The 19,320-nt window shown below is 40.6% G+C and carries 13 protein-coding genes; 3 read left to right on the forward strand and 10 right to left on the reverse strand.

The window, feature by feature from the left end; all coding sequences use genetic code 11:
* The first annotated feature begins 1,003 nt into the window (after positions 1 to 1,003).
* On the forward strand, positions 1,004 to 2,503 hold the full coding sequence (locus I6F54_RS10700) for a DUF3360 family protein (protein WP_197141310.1): 1,500 nt from the start codon (positions 1,004 to 1,006) through the stop codon (positions 2,501 to 2,503).
* Positions 2,504 to 2,594: 91 nt separating this feature from the next.
* Here I6F54_RS10700 and leuD read toward each other — a convergent pair whose 3' ends face one another.
* From leuD to fabR, 10 genes are all read right to left on the reverse strand, one after another.
* The gene (gene leuD / locus I6F54_RS10705) at positions 2,595 to 3,194 is read right to left on the reverse strand and encodes a 3-isopropylmalate dehydratase small subunit (protein WP_197141312.1); all 600 of its coding nucleotides are present in this window, start codon (positions 3,192 to 3,194) and stop codon (positions 2,595 to 2,597) included.
* Positions 3,194 to 4,594 carry a 3-isopropylmalate dehydratase large subunit gene (gene leuC, locus I6F54_RS10710; protein ID WP_197141313.1) on the reverse strand — a complete coding sequence of 467 codons (1,401 nt, stop codon included), beginning with the start codon at positions 4,592 to 4,594 and terminating at the stop codon, positions 3,194 to 3,196. Before leuC ends, leuD begins: the two co-directional genes overlap by 1 nt.
* Positions 4,595 to 4,654: 60 nt before the next feature.
* Positions 4,655 to 5,731 (reverse strand): 3-isopropylmalate dehydrogenase, encoded by a 1,077-nt coding sequence (gene leuB, locus I6F54_RS10715; protein ID WP_007582207.1) that lies wholly within the window; start codon positions 5,729 to 5,731, stop codon positions 4,655 to 4,657.
* A complete protein-coding gene (gene leuA, locus I6F54_RS10720) occupies positions 5,728 to 7,281 on the reverse strand; it encodes a 2-isopropylmalate synthase (RefSeq protein WP_008171909.1) in 1,554 nt (517 codons plus the stop codon). The genes leuB and leuA overlap by 4 nt, the downstream gene beginning before the upstream one ends.
* Positions 7,282 to 7,837: 556 nt before the next feature.
* Entirely contained in the window at positions 7,838 to 12,466 is a 4,629-nt protein-coding gene (locus I6F54_RS10725; RefSeq protein ID WP_197141316.1) for an OmpA family protein, read from the reverse strand.
* 1 nt (position 12,467) lies between these two features.
* Positions 12,468 to 13,538 carry a hypothetical protein gene (locus tag I6F54_RS10730; protein ID WP_197141317.1) on the reverse strand — a complete coding sequence of 357 codons (1,071 nt, stop codon included), beginning with the start codon at positions 13,536 to 13,538 and terminating at the stop codon, positions 12,468 to 12,470.
* A gap of 94 nt (positions 13,539 to 13,632) precedes the next feature.
* Positions 13,633 to 13,995, reverse strand: a complete 363-nt coding sequence (locus I6F54_RS10735; RefSeq protein WP_197141319.1) for a hypothetical protein — start codon at positions 13,993 to 13,995, stop codon at positions 13,633 to 13,635.
* A 1-nt stretch (position 13,996) separates the two neighbouring features.
* Positions 13,997 to 14,653: a PGRP and LysM peptidoglycan-binding domain-containing protein gene (locus tag I6F54_RS10740; RefSeq protein ID WP_197141328.1), complete on the reverse strand. Its 657-nt coding sequence runs from the start codon at positions 14,651 to 14,653 to the stop codon at positions 13,997 to 13,999.
* A 9-nt stretch (positions 14,654 to 14,662) separates the two neighbouring features.
* A complete protein-coding gene (locus I6F54_RS10745) occupies positions 14,663 to 15,850 on the reverse strand; it encodes a hypothetical protein (protein WP_231611911.1) in 1,188 nt (395 codons plus the stop codon).
* A gap of 129 nt (positions 15,851 to 15,979) precedes the next feature.
* The gene (gene fabR / locus I6F54_RS10750) at positions 15,980 to 16,603 is read right to left on the reverse strand and encodes an HTH-type transcriptional repressor FabR (RefSeq protein ID WP_007582233.1); all 624 of its coding nucleotides are present in this window, start codon (positions 16,601 to 16,603) and stop codon (positions 15,980 to 15,982) included.
* 126 nt (positions 16,604 to 16,729) lie between these two features.
* Here fabR and I6F54_RS10755 point away from each other — a divergent pair, with 126 nt between their 5' ends.
* Both I6F54_RS10755 and sthA read left to right on the forward strand, forming a co-directional pair.
* Complete coding sequence (locus I6F54_RS10755) at positions 16,730 to 17,863, forward strand: acyl-CoA desaturase (protein ID WP_024589509.1); 1,134 nt, start codon at positions 16,730 to 16,732, stop codon at positions 17,861 to 17,863.
* A gap of 13 nt (positions 17,864 to 17,876) precedes the next feature.
* Positions 17,877 to 19,307, forward strand: a complete 1,431-nt coding sequence (gene sthA, locus I6F54_RS10760; protein ID WP_033040546.1) for a Si-specific NAD(P)(+) transhydrogenase — start codon at positions 17,877 to 17,879, stop codon at positions 19,305 to 19,307.
* Positions 19,308 to 19,320: the final 13 nt, after the last annotated feature.

The following is a 19,320-nucleotide window of genomic DNA, read 5'->3' on the forward strand; positions in this document are numbered from 1 at the left end:
GAAGAGTAAATACTTAATAATTGACAAATAACTGTCTACAAAGTTACATACTAATAACTTAGCTATACTTGGGTAAATGCTAGTACCGAACCATGAACTAAATATTAGCTTTGTAAAGAAACAACATAAAGCTAATAAAAATTTCAGTAGATTATTAATACTTAGGCTCCAATGAGAATTCTCTTGTTTAGTTTTTTGCTTACTCTGCTGGGTATTAATTGTGATGATAGTGCAGTCAATATAAGTATTATTCTTGTTGTTTTCCATTATCTGGTTCCTTATTTTGTTATAAGCACAACTAAACCCACATTAAGGTTAAACTTAATGTGTATTATTTATTTTAGTTTGAAGGTAGCTGTGCTTGTAGGTGGTTAGCTCAAAATCGAATGGGTTTATCTGCGTTACTTTTAGTATGCACCTCCTTTGTTAATAAAGTTATATGGAATCTATTGATTAAGATAAAACTATCTGTTTATAGTTACTATTATATAGATTAAACTCACTCGTTGCAAATAACACACAAACATGCAAACTGTCAACTTTAAATTGATATTAAAATCAATTGCTTGAATTAAATTTAATGTACCAGCTATAGAGGCGCACTTTATCGTGGAATAAATTTTATATCTACCGGATCAAAACTTTATCCCATAGAGCTATATATCACTCAACCTGAACCAATCCTATAAAAGCTGCTTTTACAACCACTAAGACTAAAGGATAATAACCTTGCATTAACACTATTCCCCGCTATAAACAGTGATCAAACTCCTTAAAATAAAAAACAAGCCATTGATTTATAGTAACTTTAAATTATTTTGTATAGTTTTATAATTTTTAACGTAAAGCAGTTTTTTAAATTAACTGTATTAAAAACAACCATGCACGACCTTTTGCCTATACATCCCAGCCTAAAAGCTGATTTACCCTGCATGTTCAATATTCATTTGCTTTAACAAAAGCCGTATTTATTTGACTAAGCAACAATGTTGCAGGAGAACGCATGCAAACTACACCGCCCGGTGATGTACCATCAAACACGCACAAGGATGCTCAAAGCTACGAGCAGCTTCATAAACCGAGCTCAGAGTTTAATACTCGCGACGAGTATCTCGAACATGAATTACAAATTATGCAGCCTAAACGTTGGCGCCCTAATTTACCGTTTAGAGATTACCGATTTGAATTTGAAGACACCATTCCAGCAATGGCCGGTACTATTGGTAAAGTGGTTATGGTGGGTGCTATTGCAGCAACTTTCGCGGCACCTCTTGGTTTAGGCGATGCGTTTGTTTTAGAAAATGTGCGTTACGAATTACTCATTGTTTCTATTTTTATCATTTTGTTTTCAGGCTTTATTTTACCAACAGCCAACTTAGCCGGCACTCACGGCCCACTTATTCCATTAATTCCTATTGTAGTTGCAGCTGGCGGCCATCCTATGGCGTTTGGCTTACTCATTGGTGCCTTTGGTTTTATTTTAGCCATAACCAAGGGAGGAAGTATGCTCGCGCGCCTAACCAGTAAAGGAGTGTGTGGCGGACTACTTATTTATTTGGGCTTTATTGGCACTATTTCGCAAGTTAAAAAGCTGTTTGCTTGGGCTGAAGCCATTGATATGGCACACATTGCATTTATTGTTATTTTAGCCACCATTTTATTGTATGCACTTTTAGAGCACTTTAAAAAGCGCTGGTTAGCGGTGCCATTGAGCTGCCTTATTGGTGGTGTGGTTGCCTTTGCTTTAGGTGCACCGTTTGAGTTTCATACTGCACCGGGTTTACCAAATATGAACCCAGCATACTGGTGGGGCGAAAACACAGGTTGGATGCTTGGCCTACCAACGCTTGAAAGCTTTGTTGTTGTACTCCCATTTGCAGTGCTCGCCGTTGCTATGTGGTCACCTGATTTTTTAGGCCATCAAGTATTTCAAAAAATAAGCTATCCACAACGCACCGAAAAAGTGCAAATGAATATCGACGACACCATGCTAAGTGCATCGGTTAGACAAACGTTTGGCTCACTTGCCGGTGGTGCTAACTTTGCCTCGTCTTGGGGTACTTATATTGTGCCTGCCGCTATTGCTAAGCGCCCTATTCCTGCTGGCGCTATTTTAACTGCATTATTTTGTATTATTGCTGGTTTATGGGGTTACCCTATGGATTTAGCAATTTGGCAGCCTGTGCTTTGTGTTGCGCTTATTGTGGGCGTGTTTATCCCGCTACTTGAGGCTGGCATGGAAATGACACGCGAAGGTAAAACAACGCAATCAGCCGCTATTGTGGTATTTGCTTCAACCTTGGTTAATCCGGCTTTTGGTTGGTCGCTTACTATGTTACTTGATAACTTAGGGCTAATTGGTTGTAAAGAGCGCAGCGCAGAATTAACTAAAATGAGCCGCTGGGTGATTCCACTTATTATGTTTGTGTTACTTACCACCGTAATGGCAATTGTAGGCATGTTACCTGGCATACCGGCGTTAATGGCTGACTTTAGGCATTAACCTTTAGCTACCACATCTAATATTTACCCATAAAAAAGCACGGCAATTGCCGTGCTTTTTAATACGTGATTCTTAATTACAGGTTAAGAAATTACTGCCAAGAACGCTCAGTCGCTAGTTGTTTTTCAAACGCATCAATTTGTGGGTTTAGCGTTTCGGTTACACCGATAAAATCTAAGCCACTTAATAAGCGCTCTTTTACTTCTTTACTAATATCAAAGTTAATTGGCGCAAATTTACTGCTTGTTAGTGTTTGATTTTCAAGATCGATTTCAATGTTTATATCGTCATGCTGTTCGCTAAGTACAAACAACTGCTCAAGCGTATCGGCAGGTAACGCTATGGCTAACATTTGGTTGTTACCACAGTTATTAAAGAAAATATCTGCAAAGCTTTCAGCTAAAATCACTTCAAAACCGTATTGCTTAAGTGCCCATGGTGCATGCTCACGAGATGAGCCACAGCCAAAGTTATCGCGCGTTAATAATATTTGCGCGCCTTGGTAACACGGGCGATTTAAAATAAAGTCAGGGTTTGGCTCGTCGTTATCTAGGTAACGCCAATCATAAAACAATGCTGCATCAAAACCTTCGCGGCTAGTTGATGTTAAAAACTGCTTAGGAATAATTTGGTCAGTATCTACATTGTTTTTATCAAGTGGGGCCATTAAGCCACTAAAAAATACGCTCATTAGGCTTCTCCTCTAATATCAACAAAGTGACCATGTATTGCAGCGGCTGCAGCCATTGCGGGGCTAACTAAATGGGTACGCCCACCACGACCTTGGCGACCTTCAAAGTTACGGTTGGAAGTAGATGCACAACGCTTGCCTGCTCCTAGGCGGTCATCGTTCATCGCTAAACACATAGAACAACCCGGTTCGCGCCATTCAAAGCCAGCGGCTTTAAAAATATCAGCTAAGCCTTCGTCTTCGGCTTGTTTTTTAACTAAGCCAGAGCCCGGTACAATTAACGCTTCAATGCCGGCTACCACATGTTTGCCTTCAACAATTTTTGCAGCTGCGCGTAAATCTTCAATGCGGCTATTTGTACATGAGCCAATAAATACCGTGTCTACTTTTGCGCTTGATAATTTATCGCCCGCTTTTAAGTCCATGTATTTAAGTGCGCTGCGAATAGCATCGGCTTTAATTAAATCTGGTTCTTGGTCTGGATCGGGTATGCACTCATCAACACCAATTACTTGCTCTGGGCTTGTGCCCCAGGTAATTTGTGGCTGAATGTCGTCGGCATTTAGCTCAACAACTAAATCAAAGTGTGCGCCTTCATCCGTTTTTAATGTTTCCCAATATTTAACGGCTGCATCAAAATCTGCGCCTTTTGGTGCAAACGGACGACCTTTTAAGTAATCATAAGTAATTTGGTCAGATGCAATTAAACCCGCTTTTGCACCCATTTCTATGCTCATATTACATAGCGTCATACGGGCTTCCATTGAAAGCGCTTCAATGCCTTCACCACAAAACTCTGCTACATAACCTGTGCCACCAGCGGTACCTAACTTGCCAATTACCGCCATAATTAAATCTTTAGCCGTAACCGTTGGACGCAATACACCGTTAATTTGAATTTTTAACGATTTCGCCTTTTTTTGCTGTAGCGTTTGCGTTGCTAATACGTGCTCAACCTCAGACGTACCAATACCATGCGCTAATGCGCCAAACGCACCATGCGTAGAGGTATGGCTATCGCCACATACAATGGTTGTGCCAGGCAAAGTAATACCTTGCTCTGGGCCCATTACGTGCACAATACCTTGATTAATTGAGTTTAAATCGTAAAGCACAATACCAAACTCTTTACAGTTTTTATCAAGCGCCATTAATTGGTTTTTAGATACTTCGCTTGCCGCATCGAGCGAGCGGCTTTTAGTCGATACGTTGTGATCCATCGTTGCAAAGGTTTTTTCTGGGCAACGTACAGTACGGTTTTTTTCACGTAGACCTGCAAAGGCCTGCGGAGAAGTAACTTCATGCACTAAATGGCGGTCAATATAAAGTAAGTCGGTTTGCTCGTTTATGCTGGCAACGGTATGTGATTGCCAAATTTTTTCGTATAACGTTTGGGCCACTTGCTAATTCCCTAATCTGTTTGAGTTGCAGCATAACGGTGCTGCAACTTTAATATGTTATTAAATGCGTGAAACGATGGCTGCTGCCACATCGCTTGTGCTGTAACCTGCATTTGGATATATATCTGGTGTGCCAACGCCTGCTTCTACGGCTTCTGCTACTGCTTTTTCAATGGTGCGTGCAGCTTCGTCTTGCCCTAGCGAGTAACGTAGCATTAATGCGGCACTTAAAATTTGTGCTATTGGGTTTGCAACGCCTTTACCTGCAATATCTGGTGCTGAACCGCCTGCTGGCTCGTACAATCCAAAACCCGATTGATTCAAGCTTGCCGATGGTAATAAGCCCATTGAGCCTGTGATCATGGCGCACTCATCTGACAAAATATCGCCAAATAAGTTATCGCAAAGTAATACATCAAATTGGCTAGGCTGCTTAACTAACTGCATAGCGGCGTTATCTACGTAAATGTAATCTAAGCTTACTTCTGGGTAGTCTTTGCTTACTTCGGTTACTACTTCGCGCCATAATACGCTTGATGCAAGTACGTTTGCTTTATCAACCGAGGTAACATGGTTACTACGTAGTTTTGCAGCTTCAAAAGCAAAGCGTGCAATACGTTCAATTTCTTTTCGTGAGTATGTTTGCGTATCAAATGCAAACTCTTCTGCGCCTTCACCACTGCGGCCTTTTTCACCAAAGTAAATGCCACCGGTTAGCTCGCGCACACATAGAATATCAAAACCTTTTTCGCTGATATCAGCGCGAAGTGGCGACGCTGCACTTAATGCAGGTAATAACTGTGCAGGGCGTAAATTACAAAACAAACCAAAGTGCTTACGAAGCGGCAATAACGATGCGCGCTCAGGCTGCTCGTTTGGTGGTAAGTTTTCCCATTTAGGACCGCCTACCGAACCAAATAAAATAGCGTCTGAGTTTTCACACGCAGTAAGTGTACTCTCTGGTAATGCTTTACCAAATTCGTCAATGGCTGCGCCGCCAATTGCATAATGCTCGCGGTTTAGGGTAAAACCAAACTTATTGCTCACAGCATCAAGTACTTGCTCTGCTGCTGCCATTACTTCTGGACCAATACCGTCGCCAGCTAATACCGCAACGCTGTAGTTTGTTTTACTCATCCTGCTTTCCTTTGTTGTTTTAAATCAGACACTTTTTGTGCACGATAAATTAAGTTATAAACACGGATCATGGCGCGTACCGACGCTTCAACCACATCCGCTGCAATGCCCGCACCGTGGTAAGGTCGGCCATCGTATTTAGCTATAATATTTACTTGGCCTAATGAGCTTGCACCTTGGCCTGTCGCTTCTAAGTTATATTCAATCATTTCAACGCTCATACCGGTTAAGCGCTCAATAGCTGCAAACGAAGCTTCAACTGGGCCATTACCTGTCGCGGCTTCTTGTTTAGCTTCGCCATCAATGCGCATTCCAATGGTAGAGCTTGCTACCGATTGCGAGTTAGAGGCTGAGTTAACAAATTCTAATTGGTATTTTTCGTCTTTGTCGTTAATTTGATTAAAGTAAATCATCGCCTCAAGGTCGTAATCGTATACTGTGCCTTTTTGGTCAGCCAACTCGATAAAGCTTTTATATAAGCCATCCATATCGTAATCAGATTTTTGATAGCCTAATTCTTCTAGGCGATGCTCAATAACATGGCGACCCGAACGCGAAGTCATATTTAATTGGTTACTTGGCACACCAACGCTTTCTGGCGACATAATCTCATAAGTATTTTGCGCTTTTAATACACCGTCTTGGTGAATGCCTGAGCTGTGTGCAAAGGCGTTTTCGCCAACAATCGCTTTATTTGGTTGTACTGGCATATTACAAATTTTAGCCACTTGACGAGAGGCGCGATAAATTTCTTCACTTTTAATATCTGTGTATACTTTTAAGTGGTCGTGGCGCATTTTCATGATCATCGCCACTTCTTCAAGCGAGCAGTTACCAGCACGCTCACCAATGCCATTAATAGTACACTCAATTTGACGTGCTCCGGCTTGCACTGCAGCCACCGAGTTTGCTACGGCTAAACCTAAATCGTTATGGCAATGCACACTTAAGCGCGCTTTATCAATATTTGGCACGTTATTCATTAAATGGCGGATCATAGCGGCGTATTCGTCTGGCGTTACAAAACCAACGGTGTCTGGCAAGTTAATAGTTGAAGCGCCGGCATTAATTGCCTGCTCAACAATTTTACATAAATCCCAATGCGGCGTACGACCGGCATCTTCACACGAAAACTCAACATCATCAGTATAGTTACGTGCCAATTTAATTGATTTAACAGCCATTGCTGTTGCATCGTCTAAGCTCATACGTAATTTATGTTCAAGGTGCAAAGGGCTAGTTGCAATAAAAGTATGAATACGGCTTTGTTGTGCTGTGCGAAGTGCTTCGCCACAGGCTTCAATGTCTTTAGCAACTGAGCGCGCTAAACCACAAATAATCGGGCCTTTTACTTCGGTTGCAATACGTTGCACCGAGCGAAAATCAGCAGGGCTCGAAACCGGAAAACCCACTTCCATCACATCCACATTCAAGCGGCTAATTGTATGTGCTAATTGAATTTTATCATCTTCAGTAAGGCTTGCTTTAAGTGCCTGTTCGCCATCACGTAAGGTGGTATCAAAAATCCATACTTTATCTTGCTCTTGCATAACTGCCCCTCATTCCTATGTTACCCAAATTTCAATTAATCCCAGCCGCGAGATAAAAAAAACCCCGCAATTGCGGGGTTTTTAGTGTTCAACTCGATGCAAACACACTAATCCCCGCTTACTTGCCATAGCAGTAAGAGGTTAAGTTTTAGTGTAATTAAACGAATAATATGCATCTTGTTTTCTTGTGTGTGTGTTCAGTGAAGCCTATTTTTAACATTACAAAGCGACGGAAGCAAGCATAAAAATTCCACAAAACACCTTTAAAACACAACCATAAAGAAAATAAAAACCAATAAACCTCAAATAACAAGATTAAAAATACCAAACACGCTTCTTGTCACCATAATCAAATCGGCTTTAAAGTGATCCCCGATTAGATAAGTTTTATTATTTTTATCTGGGCTTATAAAGTAATCCCATGTTTAATAATTAAAAAGCCCATCTTAATGAGCTTTATTTACTTTTAGCCAAAAATTAGTTGTATAAGTCAGCTACAAAGCAATTTACAACAATATCGAGCTATCAGCCTTGCTAATAAAATTAGCAACTTATTTTAATCACTTTTAAAAGCACTCAGAGGCCTAACTTTAGTATTTTTGGCATCTTCAACAAACCACTGCTTCACCTCTTCTTCCGTTAACCCTTTTTGCAATAGTCGCTGATATGTATTCTTTTGTGATGGAGTTGCCTGCTCACCATTTAATTTAGCGGCGAGCTCTTTTAAATCTGCCTCGGGTAGCGTTTTACTCCAAGGTAAATATTCCCTTGTTGGATTAGGTAACGGTAATTTTAGCTGCAAACCATTATTACTTGTTTTATCTGTAATTGAGCCAATATCATTAAAGTTAAAACCAGAATTGCCAGCAGAGTTAAAGTTAGCAACACCCAACTCCATTGTATATTGCCTGTCTTCTTTGTCAGTAAACATATCACTAAATTGGCTTGTAAATATGTCTCCAAAAGGCCTTAAACCTTTAATAAAAACTCGCTTTGGCGATTCATAATCTAAGCTGAAATTAGCGGCAAAAACAAAAACCTGTTCTTCACCGGCAAATGCTTTAGCATCTTGCCAATTGAGAAGCGCCCTACCTTGCATGCCTTTTTCGTTATTTGAGCCCGCTTTATTGAGTAAATCTACAAATTCTCGGTACTCCCTAAATTTAGCACCGGTTGAATCATTAAATTGATAGTTATCATCTTCCCATCTATTTAACACTTGGTTATAACCTTTACTTGCATTACGGGTCGCTTTGCCTAAATAATAAAGTTTTGACTTGTAAGTAGGCCCCTCATCATTAATGCCTATTGTTTGCTGAAGTTTTAATTCGCATGGCACGCTGCGCCAATTTAAACCAATTAGTTTTTTTGTATAGTTTTCTGACTCTAACTCAGTGCAGGTCGCGATCACCATTAGGTCAACCTGGGTACTCCAGTCAAATTCATCAAAAATGATGTCATCACCATGCTGACGTACTTTAAAGCCTAAATTTTGTGCTACGCTAAATTCACTACTAAATAAACGTATAGCTGTCCCTTGCCTTTCCATCTTGCTCGTCATTAAGTAAGGTTTGCCTTCACCACCAAAGCGCACCAAAATTCGAATGCTTTTATTTCCTGCAAACAGCTCAGGACGAACAAAACTAGAACTTTTACTCGTTAAAAAATCTTTTATTAGTAATGACTCTTCATTACCACCATCGCGATCTGTGTTTAAATCCACATGATAATCAGTAGCTATATATTTGTTTTTTACACCTAAGCCATTGATTAGATTTAAATAACCTGAATCAAACATCATTTCATCGCTATTGTCTTTACGCTCCCCCATTAATGGCAATACAACCTTACTGCTACTACCTACTTGTGCACTAATGTAATAACGCATGTCTACAAAGTTATTACATTGGTAATACTCATAAGCGGTATCGTACATAAATGGTAAAAAATTATTGTCGTGCACCATAGGCTTAGTACCTAAATACGTTTTTGGCCCTAACTGAAAAAATGGTGTAAATACACAACCAAACTTTCCTGCAAAGTGCTTTTCGCTCTCTAATAGCTCAGACTCAACAAGCGGCCTTACGAGCTCTTTATAAGCAAGTTCGTTATTTACGCCATCACAGCGCGTTACTTTAAACGTAATAGGTGCAATACCGGTCATCGTGTCGTTAAACACAACCAACACACGAATGGGTGTAAAAGGGGATAGTCGCCTTGTTTTATTCGATACAATAGGCAACCACTCCTTGGAGGCTTGGTCTTGATAATATATGGCACTGTGATGATAACTTGCCTCACCATATTCAGAAAATACCGGCTCAAAGGTGTTTGCAAAGCTTTCGAGGTATTTACTGCCTTCTTTTTCTTGCGTAGAAAATGTGTGAATGGGGAAGTAATTTTGAAATTCAGCCGTAATATAATTATGCTCACGCGCGAGAGTTGGCACCGTCATCATATAAAAGCCATACGGATTAAATTGCGATTGCAAATAAAGCGTGTTTTCAGGATCTGTAACTACGGCTTTACGTGCCGCTTTATCTAGCAAGCTGTAGTTGTCACTAAAGCCGTAAAGTGCTTTTTTATCACCGCTTTTTTTTTGCTTTTGATTGGTAATGCTATCAATTAAAAACACCCAAAAGGTATCCATCCTAATTGATGCACCAGGTAAATTAGGCAGTGCCCAGCTATCACCTAATAAAAAGTTTTCTATGTATTCTTTTACTTTATAGCGCTCTAAGTTTGAATAATACTGGCTTTTATCACCTTCACGCTGAGCCCTTAGTAGTAATCCCATAAGGCCCGATATTGCCTCTGAACGTAGTCTAAACTGGGCAGCCCATTGTGTGCTTTGCTGCGCTTTTCCGTCTTTATTATATTCACTTAATAGCTCATGCATCATACCTTGATTAGCTGCACACTCTTGGCCTAGGCGTTTATCTCGCTGAATTTCTGCATAATAATGTTTACAGGCGTTATCGAGGAGTACTTCATCCATTAAATTCGCAGCTGACGTGGCGATAGCGCCGCCCGCTTTTATAACAGCTACTGCCGCAGCAATGGGAGCTGTTGCCGGAATAAATGCCATAACACCCAAAGCAATGTTAATCATTTGCCACGCCATAGCGTCGCCTGTTTCATCTACTTTTATATCATTGGCTACGGTTAAATTACGAAAACGCTCTAAACTGTCCATACCTTCACGAGATGGGCAAACATTTATTTGGCTAATAGCATATGCGGTAATGTGTACACGGCGGTTTTGTGCTCGGCTTGCCTCATCTTTATTATTTATAAGTGGTTGAGCATAACCCAGCCCTAGTACTTCAATACGCGCCTCATCAATGCCTGCTTGGGTCACTAAAATGTGCTTAACAGCCTCTGCTCGTCGCTCAGATAATGCTATATTATAATCGTAATTACCTATATCGCAGGTGTGGCCTGCCACGGTCACTTTAAGGCTCTCATTTTGCTTAAGCGCTTTTATAACAGCCTCGCTTTGCTGCAAAATGGTATTGCGGTAATCATCGGTTACTTGCTCGCTATTAAGCGAAAACGTCCCTTCAATTACTACATCTTTTACAATTTCTTTAGCACTTAAATGCTCAAAGTAATCCTGGGCAACGGTTTTATAATGCTGTTTAGCTTGCGCTAGATTAGGGATGTTTGTACCAATTTGTTGTACTGTCGTTTGCCCAAGAGCAGCAATGTTAGTAGCTAAGTCAGCTATATTGAGCGCATTGCCTGTTGCATCCATTGCCGATTTAGGAATGCCAATACGTCCAGCTATACTGCTATTATACTGTGCCATTTGTTCTGGTGTAGAAGTAGGTAAGCGCCAAAGGTTTTTTGCGAGTGCATCTTTCCAGTTATCAGTTGTTAAAGCTGCGCGAGCTTCACGTAGTTTTTTCCAAGCATCCTGCCCATCTTGCATAGCAAACACGGCATCTAGCGTTGCTTGAATGGTTTTATCTTCTGTTTCATTTAAATGAGTATGTATTGCTTTAGCAATTTTACTCCCTAAAACAAACTTACCATTAGTGGTAAAATTACCGTTACTGGCGCTAGCGGTTATATCGGTATTTATTAATCCTGCGGCTAATTGTGCGCGACCTTTTGCTACAGACCAGCCATGGCAAAAACTCTCAAAGCCACTGGCTATTTTTATAGGTTCATCACTAACTTTGGCGCGACCAATTTCTTTACCGTTTTCATCTTTAACACTAATATTTTTAGGATCATACGTGGCATGCTCGGTTTTTAAATCTTTTGCATAACTTATTAAGTGGCTATAAAAGCGAGGAAATTGTTTTATTATTGCCTCTTCAACCGAAAGCGGGTCGCAGTTAATTACATCAAACTCACCCGCTTCATTTTTTATATCAAAACGCACCATTTCGGCTAATTCATAGTAATAATAAGTACCATCAAATTGAATAGATTTATTGCACCAGCGCTTAGTCTGCTCTTCAAATAACTCTGTATTTAACCTTACTTTAGTGCGGTACAACCCTTTAGGTAACTTCTTGTCAGTACCTGATATAACAGCTAACTTTGTTTCAGGATCGAAAGTAGCAAATATGTCCTCCCCCACTGGTGGTGACAAAACAATATTTTCATCTGGAGAATAGAGAGGTATATTTGGGTTAATGCTTAAGACTATTGCCCGTGTTTTAGCCAACACATACGCTTGAATACTTTTAACATTTTTTTGAGTAATTTCTTTTGCGTACCACTTATTGTACGTGTCGTCTTCGCTATTTTCTGCAGGCTGTTTTAAATTTGTAACAGGGACTGTTTGTAACTCTAATAACGGCGTATTTGAGCTACTGTAATTTTTTAAATTATCAACAAACTCTTGAGCCCATCCATTAGGGTTATTATTGGCAATAAGCCCAATAGACTCCATTGGCGGAATAATAATAGGTCGTTCATTAATGGCAGTGTATGAATGAAATGGCTGCCGGACATCTAATGAACCACTGTTTATCGTGGATAAAATACCGGCCTTATTTGTTTTTAATACAATAGGCTTTTTTGCATCATATGTGGCTAGCTTTGGCTGCTCAGCCACCACGATTCGATTTGCTACCGGGGTTAACTTACCCACCGGTTTGTTGTTTTCAACATAACCAGTTAGTAAATAAACCAATGGGCTTGCAGATCCTTTGCTCATTTCATGCATTTTATTTTCCTTCTGCTGCTAAATTTGTAACAGCTATTGGACCTAATGTATCCAGACCCCAAATTCTCTTTTCTTTTACTAGCGCCTCAGCTTGCTCACCGGTCACTATATTTTTTGTTCTTATTATACGCCTTGAAGGATATAAGCCGTTTTCACCACGCTCTTTTGAAAACGTTGTTACATACTGCAATTGGTAATCTTCCTCTGGAGAAAAAATAACGCCATTACCTTCCCCTATTTCTGAATGTTTTATTTCAGGGTTAGCAATATTAACCCAATGAAAATGTGCTTTTGGCCTTAAATGAGTCATAAACGCTAAATATTTACCATCCGGTGAAATACGGTGGTTTTTCATCTCCCACGCTTTCGGAAAACCAAAATTAACTTTGCGTACTATTTCACCATTAAACTTATGTATCCAAAAGCCATCGTGCTTTATGGCTAAAAATTCTTTATCTCCCGGGAGTAAAAAAGCAGCGCCGCTGTGGTGAATTTGAGGTCGAGGGGTTAGATCCCCTGTTGGTACATGGTAATTAAAGTTTTTGCCATCTGAGTAAAAAATGACGTTTTCACTGTCTGAGGTCCAGTTAAACCACGGGTAACCACCCCCGCCAGACATGGTAATGAGTTTTTTTTCTTTGGTGTCGTATAACTGGCGAGTCGCTCGGTCATTTATATAACCCGAAATAGCTATATAACGGTTATCTGGTGAGCGTGCTGGTGGATGCAATCCCGCAGGCTCCATTTGAGTAAATATTTTCTCAGGAATAATACGGCGCCTATCTGAGCCATCAAGGCGTGATGACCACAGCGTGCGTACTTCGCTGTATTTGTATTTATTCCAGAACATTAACCGCGGGGTTGAAAATGTATCGGCATCGCCATACACCTCTTCACGTATGTCTAGTGGCCACTCTGGATGGTTTTTATGCTCTTTAGCCCATGGGTATTTAGCAACATCAACCTCTACTTGTGGTGAACTTTGCGATGAGGGCTCTGAGCAACCGCTTAGCAATAAGCTAAAACAAACGCTGAGGGCGCAAAGCATTCTGTGATTTTTTAAAAACGTCATTAAAACTATCCTTTTACTACATGCACTTATTTACGAGGTAATATAAATAAGCGCACTCATTAAAACTTGTGTTATTGAGTCAAAGTGCTCGTACTTACTCTTCTACTATTTCTGCCATTAAAACGGTTTCTGGCGTTTGCTTGTAAAGCTTACTGAATGGGACATTGTCGAAAATATAATAAGCTGGTTGACCATCATTTGGGTCTTGCATTAAATCAAAGTTGCCACTTTGAGGGATATTAGTAAATTTTATTTTTACCCACGTGGAATCAAGCCTTACACTGGCTATAGATTGTACTTGTTGCCAGCTATGTTGTTTATTTATAAGTATAAGCTGCTCTTTGTCATACTTTGGCGTATTTGGATCAACCTGATACATAAATACAAAAGCAGGCTTAACCATAGTTAACGGGTTTATGTTATTTACTACCATTGCCATACTGTGCGGGGTACTCATACTAACTCCCAAATACTTGTTGTAGTTTTGCTTTGGTTTTAGGGCCTGGTATGCCGTCTATGTCGAGAGCGTGCTCGTACTGAAATTCTTTTACACCAATGCGAGTTTTTTTACCCATAACACCATCAACCGTACCACAATCAAACCCAAGCATATTGCACCGGCCTTGCACACCTGAAAGCGTGTCGATTGGGTCTAGATTGCCTATTTGTACGTTAAAGCTTTTAGTTGGCGTCGTGTCGCCTTTATTTAAGTATAAATCGACGGTGCCGGTTAGGGCGTCGTTATCATTAAGCTCTACTTCGATAAGCCCATCACTTTGCAAGACGATATCTATTGTTTGGCTACCAATGTTGAGTACTACCCGTTTACCGGCTACGTTATCGCCGTCGTCGTACGATACTTGCAGGCGAAAATACTCTTTTTCGTTTTGTACAACAAAGCTATTAATGCTGTTGGTGCGCAGCGGTATAAACTTTTCTTTTTTTGGCGGAATAGTAATTTTATCGCCCGGGTAAATTAAGTTTGGGTCTGGGCGTAAGGCTTTAAACTCTGCGTTGCTTGGGTGGTTGTAAAGCGCTTTAGATGTTTGGTAGCCGTATTGCTTTGCTATGCGCAATAGCGTTTCACCTTGAGCTACAGTGTGTTGTTGGGTCATTGTGTATCCTTAAACTTTGCCTACAGACCAATCTTCGCTGTCGAGTTCAAAAAAGCTGACTTTAGCGTTTTCAAAGTCGGGGCCTGATACGTTGGTATAACCGTTTTGATCTAGCTGCCCGGTAATAATGTGGCCGTTGCGTAGGCGTATTTTGTAGCCCATGTTGGCTTGTGGTTCGCCAGCTTCGTCGAGTAGTTCTATTTCGTAGGCTAAAGTGGGTTGTTCAACAGTAAATGTGGTGGTGTCGGTTGCGCCACTGGCCGTTACCGTAACATTATAAAGACCCGGTTTTACCTCAGCGTAGTGCTGCCAAAACGAGACTTCGTCTGGGCGTTTTTTTTCTAGTTGTAGTGTTATTTGACCACTTGTTGGCCCTTGCCATTGAATAACTACACTGCGACTGTTACTGCATGAGCCTTCTATATTGAGTTTCCAACCACTGGGTACTGTTAAGCTTGTGCCTGCTTTAGCAGGTTTGCGCTCGCTATAACCTAGGTTGTAATCGTAAATTAAATTGGCATTTTTATAGCCGGTATATTGCTGTGCTAATTGCTCTACGGTTTCGGCGGCGCTAAGTACGTGGGTTGTAAAATTTTGCCTAACAGTGTGCGATGCTTTTAGTAGCATTGTGCTGTTTAGCTCTGGCTTATAAATACGTACAGCGGGCGCATGCTGTTGTACAGGTTGCGCTGCTTTTTTAGGTTTTTGATTATAACTTTGCTGATTTATAAATTGCGGACTATTTTGCGCAGCTGATTGGCTGTTTATAAATGCAGAAGTGCTTGGCGTCATTACTGTGTTATTTATAAAAGTATTGTTTTGCAACGCTGTTTGCGATGATGTAACTGAACCATTATTAACCGCGCCCGAGTACTTTGTTGGTGCTTGAGTTTGTTTTGGGTAAACAGCTAGGCGTGTACTAGCTTGCTTAAACAGAGAATATGGTACCTTTTTCCACTCTTTGTCTTTAGCCCAATATTGGCACCGAGTGTCGTCGCGTAATCGCGCAGCTTGGTGTTTATCTAGCGCACCAAACAGGTTGTCTTGCAGTTGCCTTTGCAACACTTTAGGAAGTTTGCAAAGCTGAGCACGACTTAAATAAGAGAATGTAACCACAGGCTCTGAATTTTCAGGCTCATTATGTGGTTGTTCAAATAGTGGGGGGTAATTTAAGTTCACCGGATCCTTGGTGAGCATTTGCATCCTCGCTTTCTCTTAATAAGAGACTTATTTATTATTTAGTTACGGCTAAAAGGTATGCCGTTATTATAGTGCGTTAATATAAAGAAATAGGCACAAAAAATCTACAATGAATTTTTAAATTTGCTAACTTTGTTCAGTGTTTTCTCTTACGTAATGTCCGGCTCCACGAGTAATATAACGCAGCTGCCAAATAACGCGCTCAATTAATTCGTCGCGTTGCAATCCTTCTATATCGAGCGCTTCTGCACCCGCATTAAATACGAGCGTTACCATAGATTCCGCCTGAATATAGGCATGCATAGCATTACATTTAGTTTCGCTTTCTAAATAATGAGCCAGCTCTAAAATAAAATGTTTTACCTCGCGCGCTACAGCGGCTCTAAATGCTTTAGAAGTCCCTGAGCGTTCTCGCAGCAACAACCTAAATTGGTTACTTGAGTTATCAATAAACTCCATAAAAGTAACCACTGAGGTATTTATAACACTGCCGCCATCGTTTGCTATTCGTCTGCGTGCTTGACGCATTAGTTGACGAAGGGTTAAACCGGCTTCGTCTACCATGGTTAAACCTAGCTCATCCATGTCTTTAAAATGACGATAAAAAGAAGTTGGGGCAATACCAGCTTCTCGTGCTACTTCGCGTAAACTTAAATTCGAAAAACTATGATCAGCACTCAGCTGATTAAATGCCGCTTGAATTAACGCCTGTCGTGTTTTTTGTTTCTGTTGCGCTCTAACACCCGACATCAACAGCTCCCTGAATTATTTTATATGAATATTTAGTGATATTAGCTCAATTGTACAGTCTAATACTTGACGACGAGAGTTTGAAATACTATTTTAGCTTACAGTTGTACGCTGAGATTGAGAATTATGAATAAACCACCGATTATTTGGACAAACGTCCTATTTTTTAGCCTAACCTTTTTGGCGGCTGCCACACTTGTACCTTGGTACGCCATTAGCTACGGATTTACCAGCGCGCATTGGATTGCTTTTGTTGGCTGCATGTTTTATGCAGGCTTATCAATTACTGCTGGCTACCATCGATTATGGGCACATAAAACCTATAACGCACACCCTGCTGTTGAATTTATTTTTGCGCTTGGCGGTGCTTTTGCACTACAAAACAGTGCTTTGCATTGGAGTAGCGATCACCGTATACATCACGGTCAAGTTGACGACCCAATAAAAGACCCTTACGCGGCTACCAATGGTTTTTGGTATAGCCATATCGGCTGGATGTTACGTGACTACCAAGGCGATAGCTACAACGACTATAGTAATTGTCGTGATTTACAACGAAATAAAGTCGTTATGTGGCAACATAAGCACTACTTAAAACTAGCTATTGCTATGAATGTAGGTTTGCCTCTTGCACTTGGTTTATTAGTTGGTGATGTGTGGGGTATGTTAATTCTTGCAGGTTTACTACGCTTAGTACTAAGCCAACACTTTACCTTTTTTATAAATTCGGTTGCACATATTTGGGGCTCTCGCCCATACACCGAAAAAAATACGGCACGCGATAACGGCTTTTTAGCGTTATTTACATACGGTGAGGGGTATCACAACTTCCACCATATTTTTGCAAGCGACTACCGTAACGGTATTAAATGGTTTCATTACGATCCAACAAAATGGATGATCCGCTCTTTAGCAGCTGTTGGTTTAGCTAATAAATTAAAGCGTACGCCAGTTGAACGTATCGAAAAAGCAAAGGCCGAAACGCTAATGAGCAAAACGCAAACGCGTCTTGCAAAATTGCCTTTAGCACAAGATAAGATTACATTATTACAACAAGAGTACGATTTACTGCTGAAAAAACTGCAAAATTATTGTTCACTACAAAAACAAGTGTTAGAAGTTAAAAAAAATAACATGGCAAAGCAGTGTGAACGCTCAGCATTAATGGCACAATACCATGAGTTGGAAGCCGCCTGGGAAAATCAAAAACAGGCATGGCTAGCACTTAATGCGAGGTTATTAAAAGCCTCTTTTAATTAATTTAGGAGTGGCTGTGGCCAAACAACCAGAACAAAAAAAAGTACCCGTGACATACCAATATGATGCAATAATTATTGGCACGGGTCCTGGCGGTGAAGGTACCGCCATGAACCTTTCAAAAAATGACAAAAAAGTAGCGGTTATTGAACGCCAAGAATCAGTTGGTGGCGGTTGTGTGCATTGGGGAACAATTCCTTCAAAAGCGCTTCGCCACTCTGTTAGCCGCTATATTGAATACAAAGCAAATCCGTTATTTAATGTTGGTGAGCGCCCTAGCCGCTTAACATTTCCTGATATTTTACGTCACGCAAGTTCTGTTATTTCTAAGCAATCTAATTTACGTAGTAGCTTTTACGATCGTAACCGCATTCATATGTTTCAAGGTGATGCGAGCTTTGTAGATAAGCACACAATTGAAGTAAAAAGAAATGATGGTTCAACTGAGCGACTGACTGCTAAAACGATTGTTATAGCAACCGGCTCACGCCCTTATCGCCCACCTGAAGTCGATTTTACGCATTCTCGTATTTATGAGAGCGACACTATTTTAGGTCTTAAACACGACCCTCACCGCGTACTTATATACGGCGCTGGTGTAATTGGTTGTGAGTACGCTTCTATATTTAAAGGTTTAGGCGCTAAAGTTGATTTAGTTAATACACGCGACCGATTACTTGCTTTTATGGATGCTGAAATATCTGACGCGCTTAGCTATCACTTTTGGAACAGCGGTATTGTTATTCGTCATAACGAAGAGTTTGACCGAATAGAGACCCGTGACGACTGCGTTATTATGCATTTAAAATCAGGCAAACGCGTAAAAGCTGACTGTATTTTATTTGCTAATGGCCGTACTGGTAACACTGATACATTAAACCTTGAAGCCATTGGTTTAAAAGCCGATAGCCGTGGCCAATTAAAAGTTAACGAAACATATCAAACAGAAATTGATAACGTTTACGCTGTAGGTGATGTAATTGGCTATCCAAGCCTTGCAAGTGCTGCGTTTGACCAAGGTCGCATAGCTGCTGATGCAATTGCGTGTGGTAACTGTGACGACCGCCTGATTGTTGATATTCCAGCTGGTATTTATACCATTCCAGAAATGAGCTCAGTAGGTAAAACAGAGCAAGAACTTACAGCCGCTAAAGTACCGTATGAAGTTGGCCGTGCACAGTTTAAGCATTTGGCTCGCGCGCAAATTGCTGGTACTGAAGTAGGTAGTTTAAAAATATTATTCCACACTGAAACCAAAGAAGTACTTGGCGTACATTGTTTTGGCGAACGTGCCTCTGAAATTGTTCACATTGGCCAAGCCATTATGGAGCAAAAAAATGGTGGCAATAATATCGACTACTTTGTAAATACCACATTTAACTACCCAACCATGGCTGAAGCCTACCGTGTTGCGGCATTAAATGGTTTAAATCGCTTATTTAAATAACTGCTTAACTAAG

The organism is Pseudoalteromonas sp. SWXJZ10B (genome assembly GCF_015864475.1).
Lineage (GTDB): Bacteria > Pseudomonadota > Gammaproteobacteria > Enterobacterales > Alteromonadaceae > Pseudoalteromonas > Pseudoalteromonas arctica.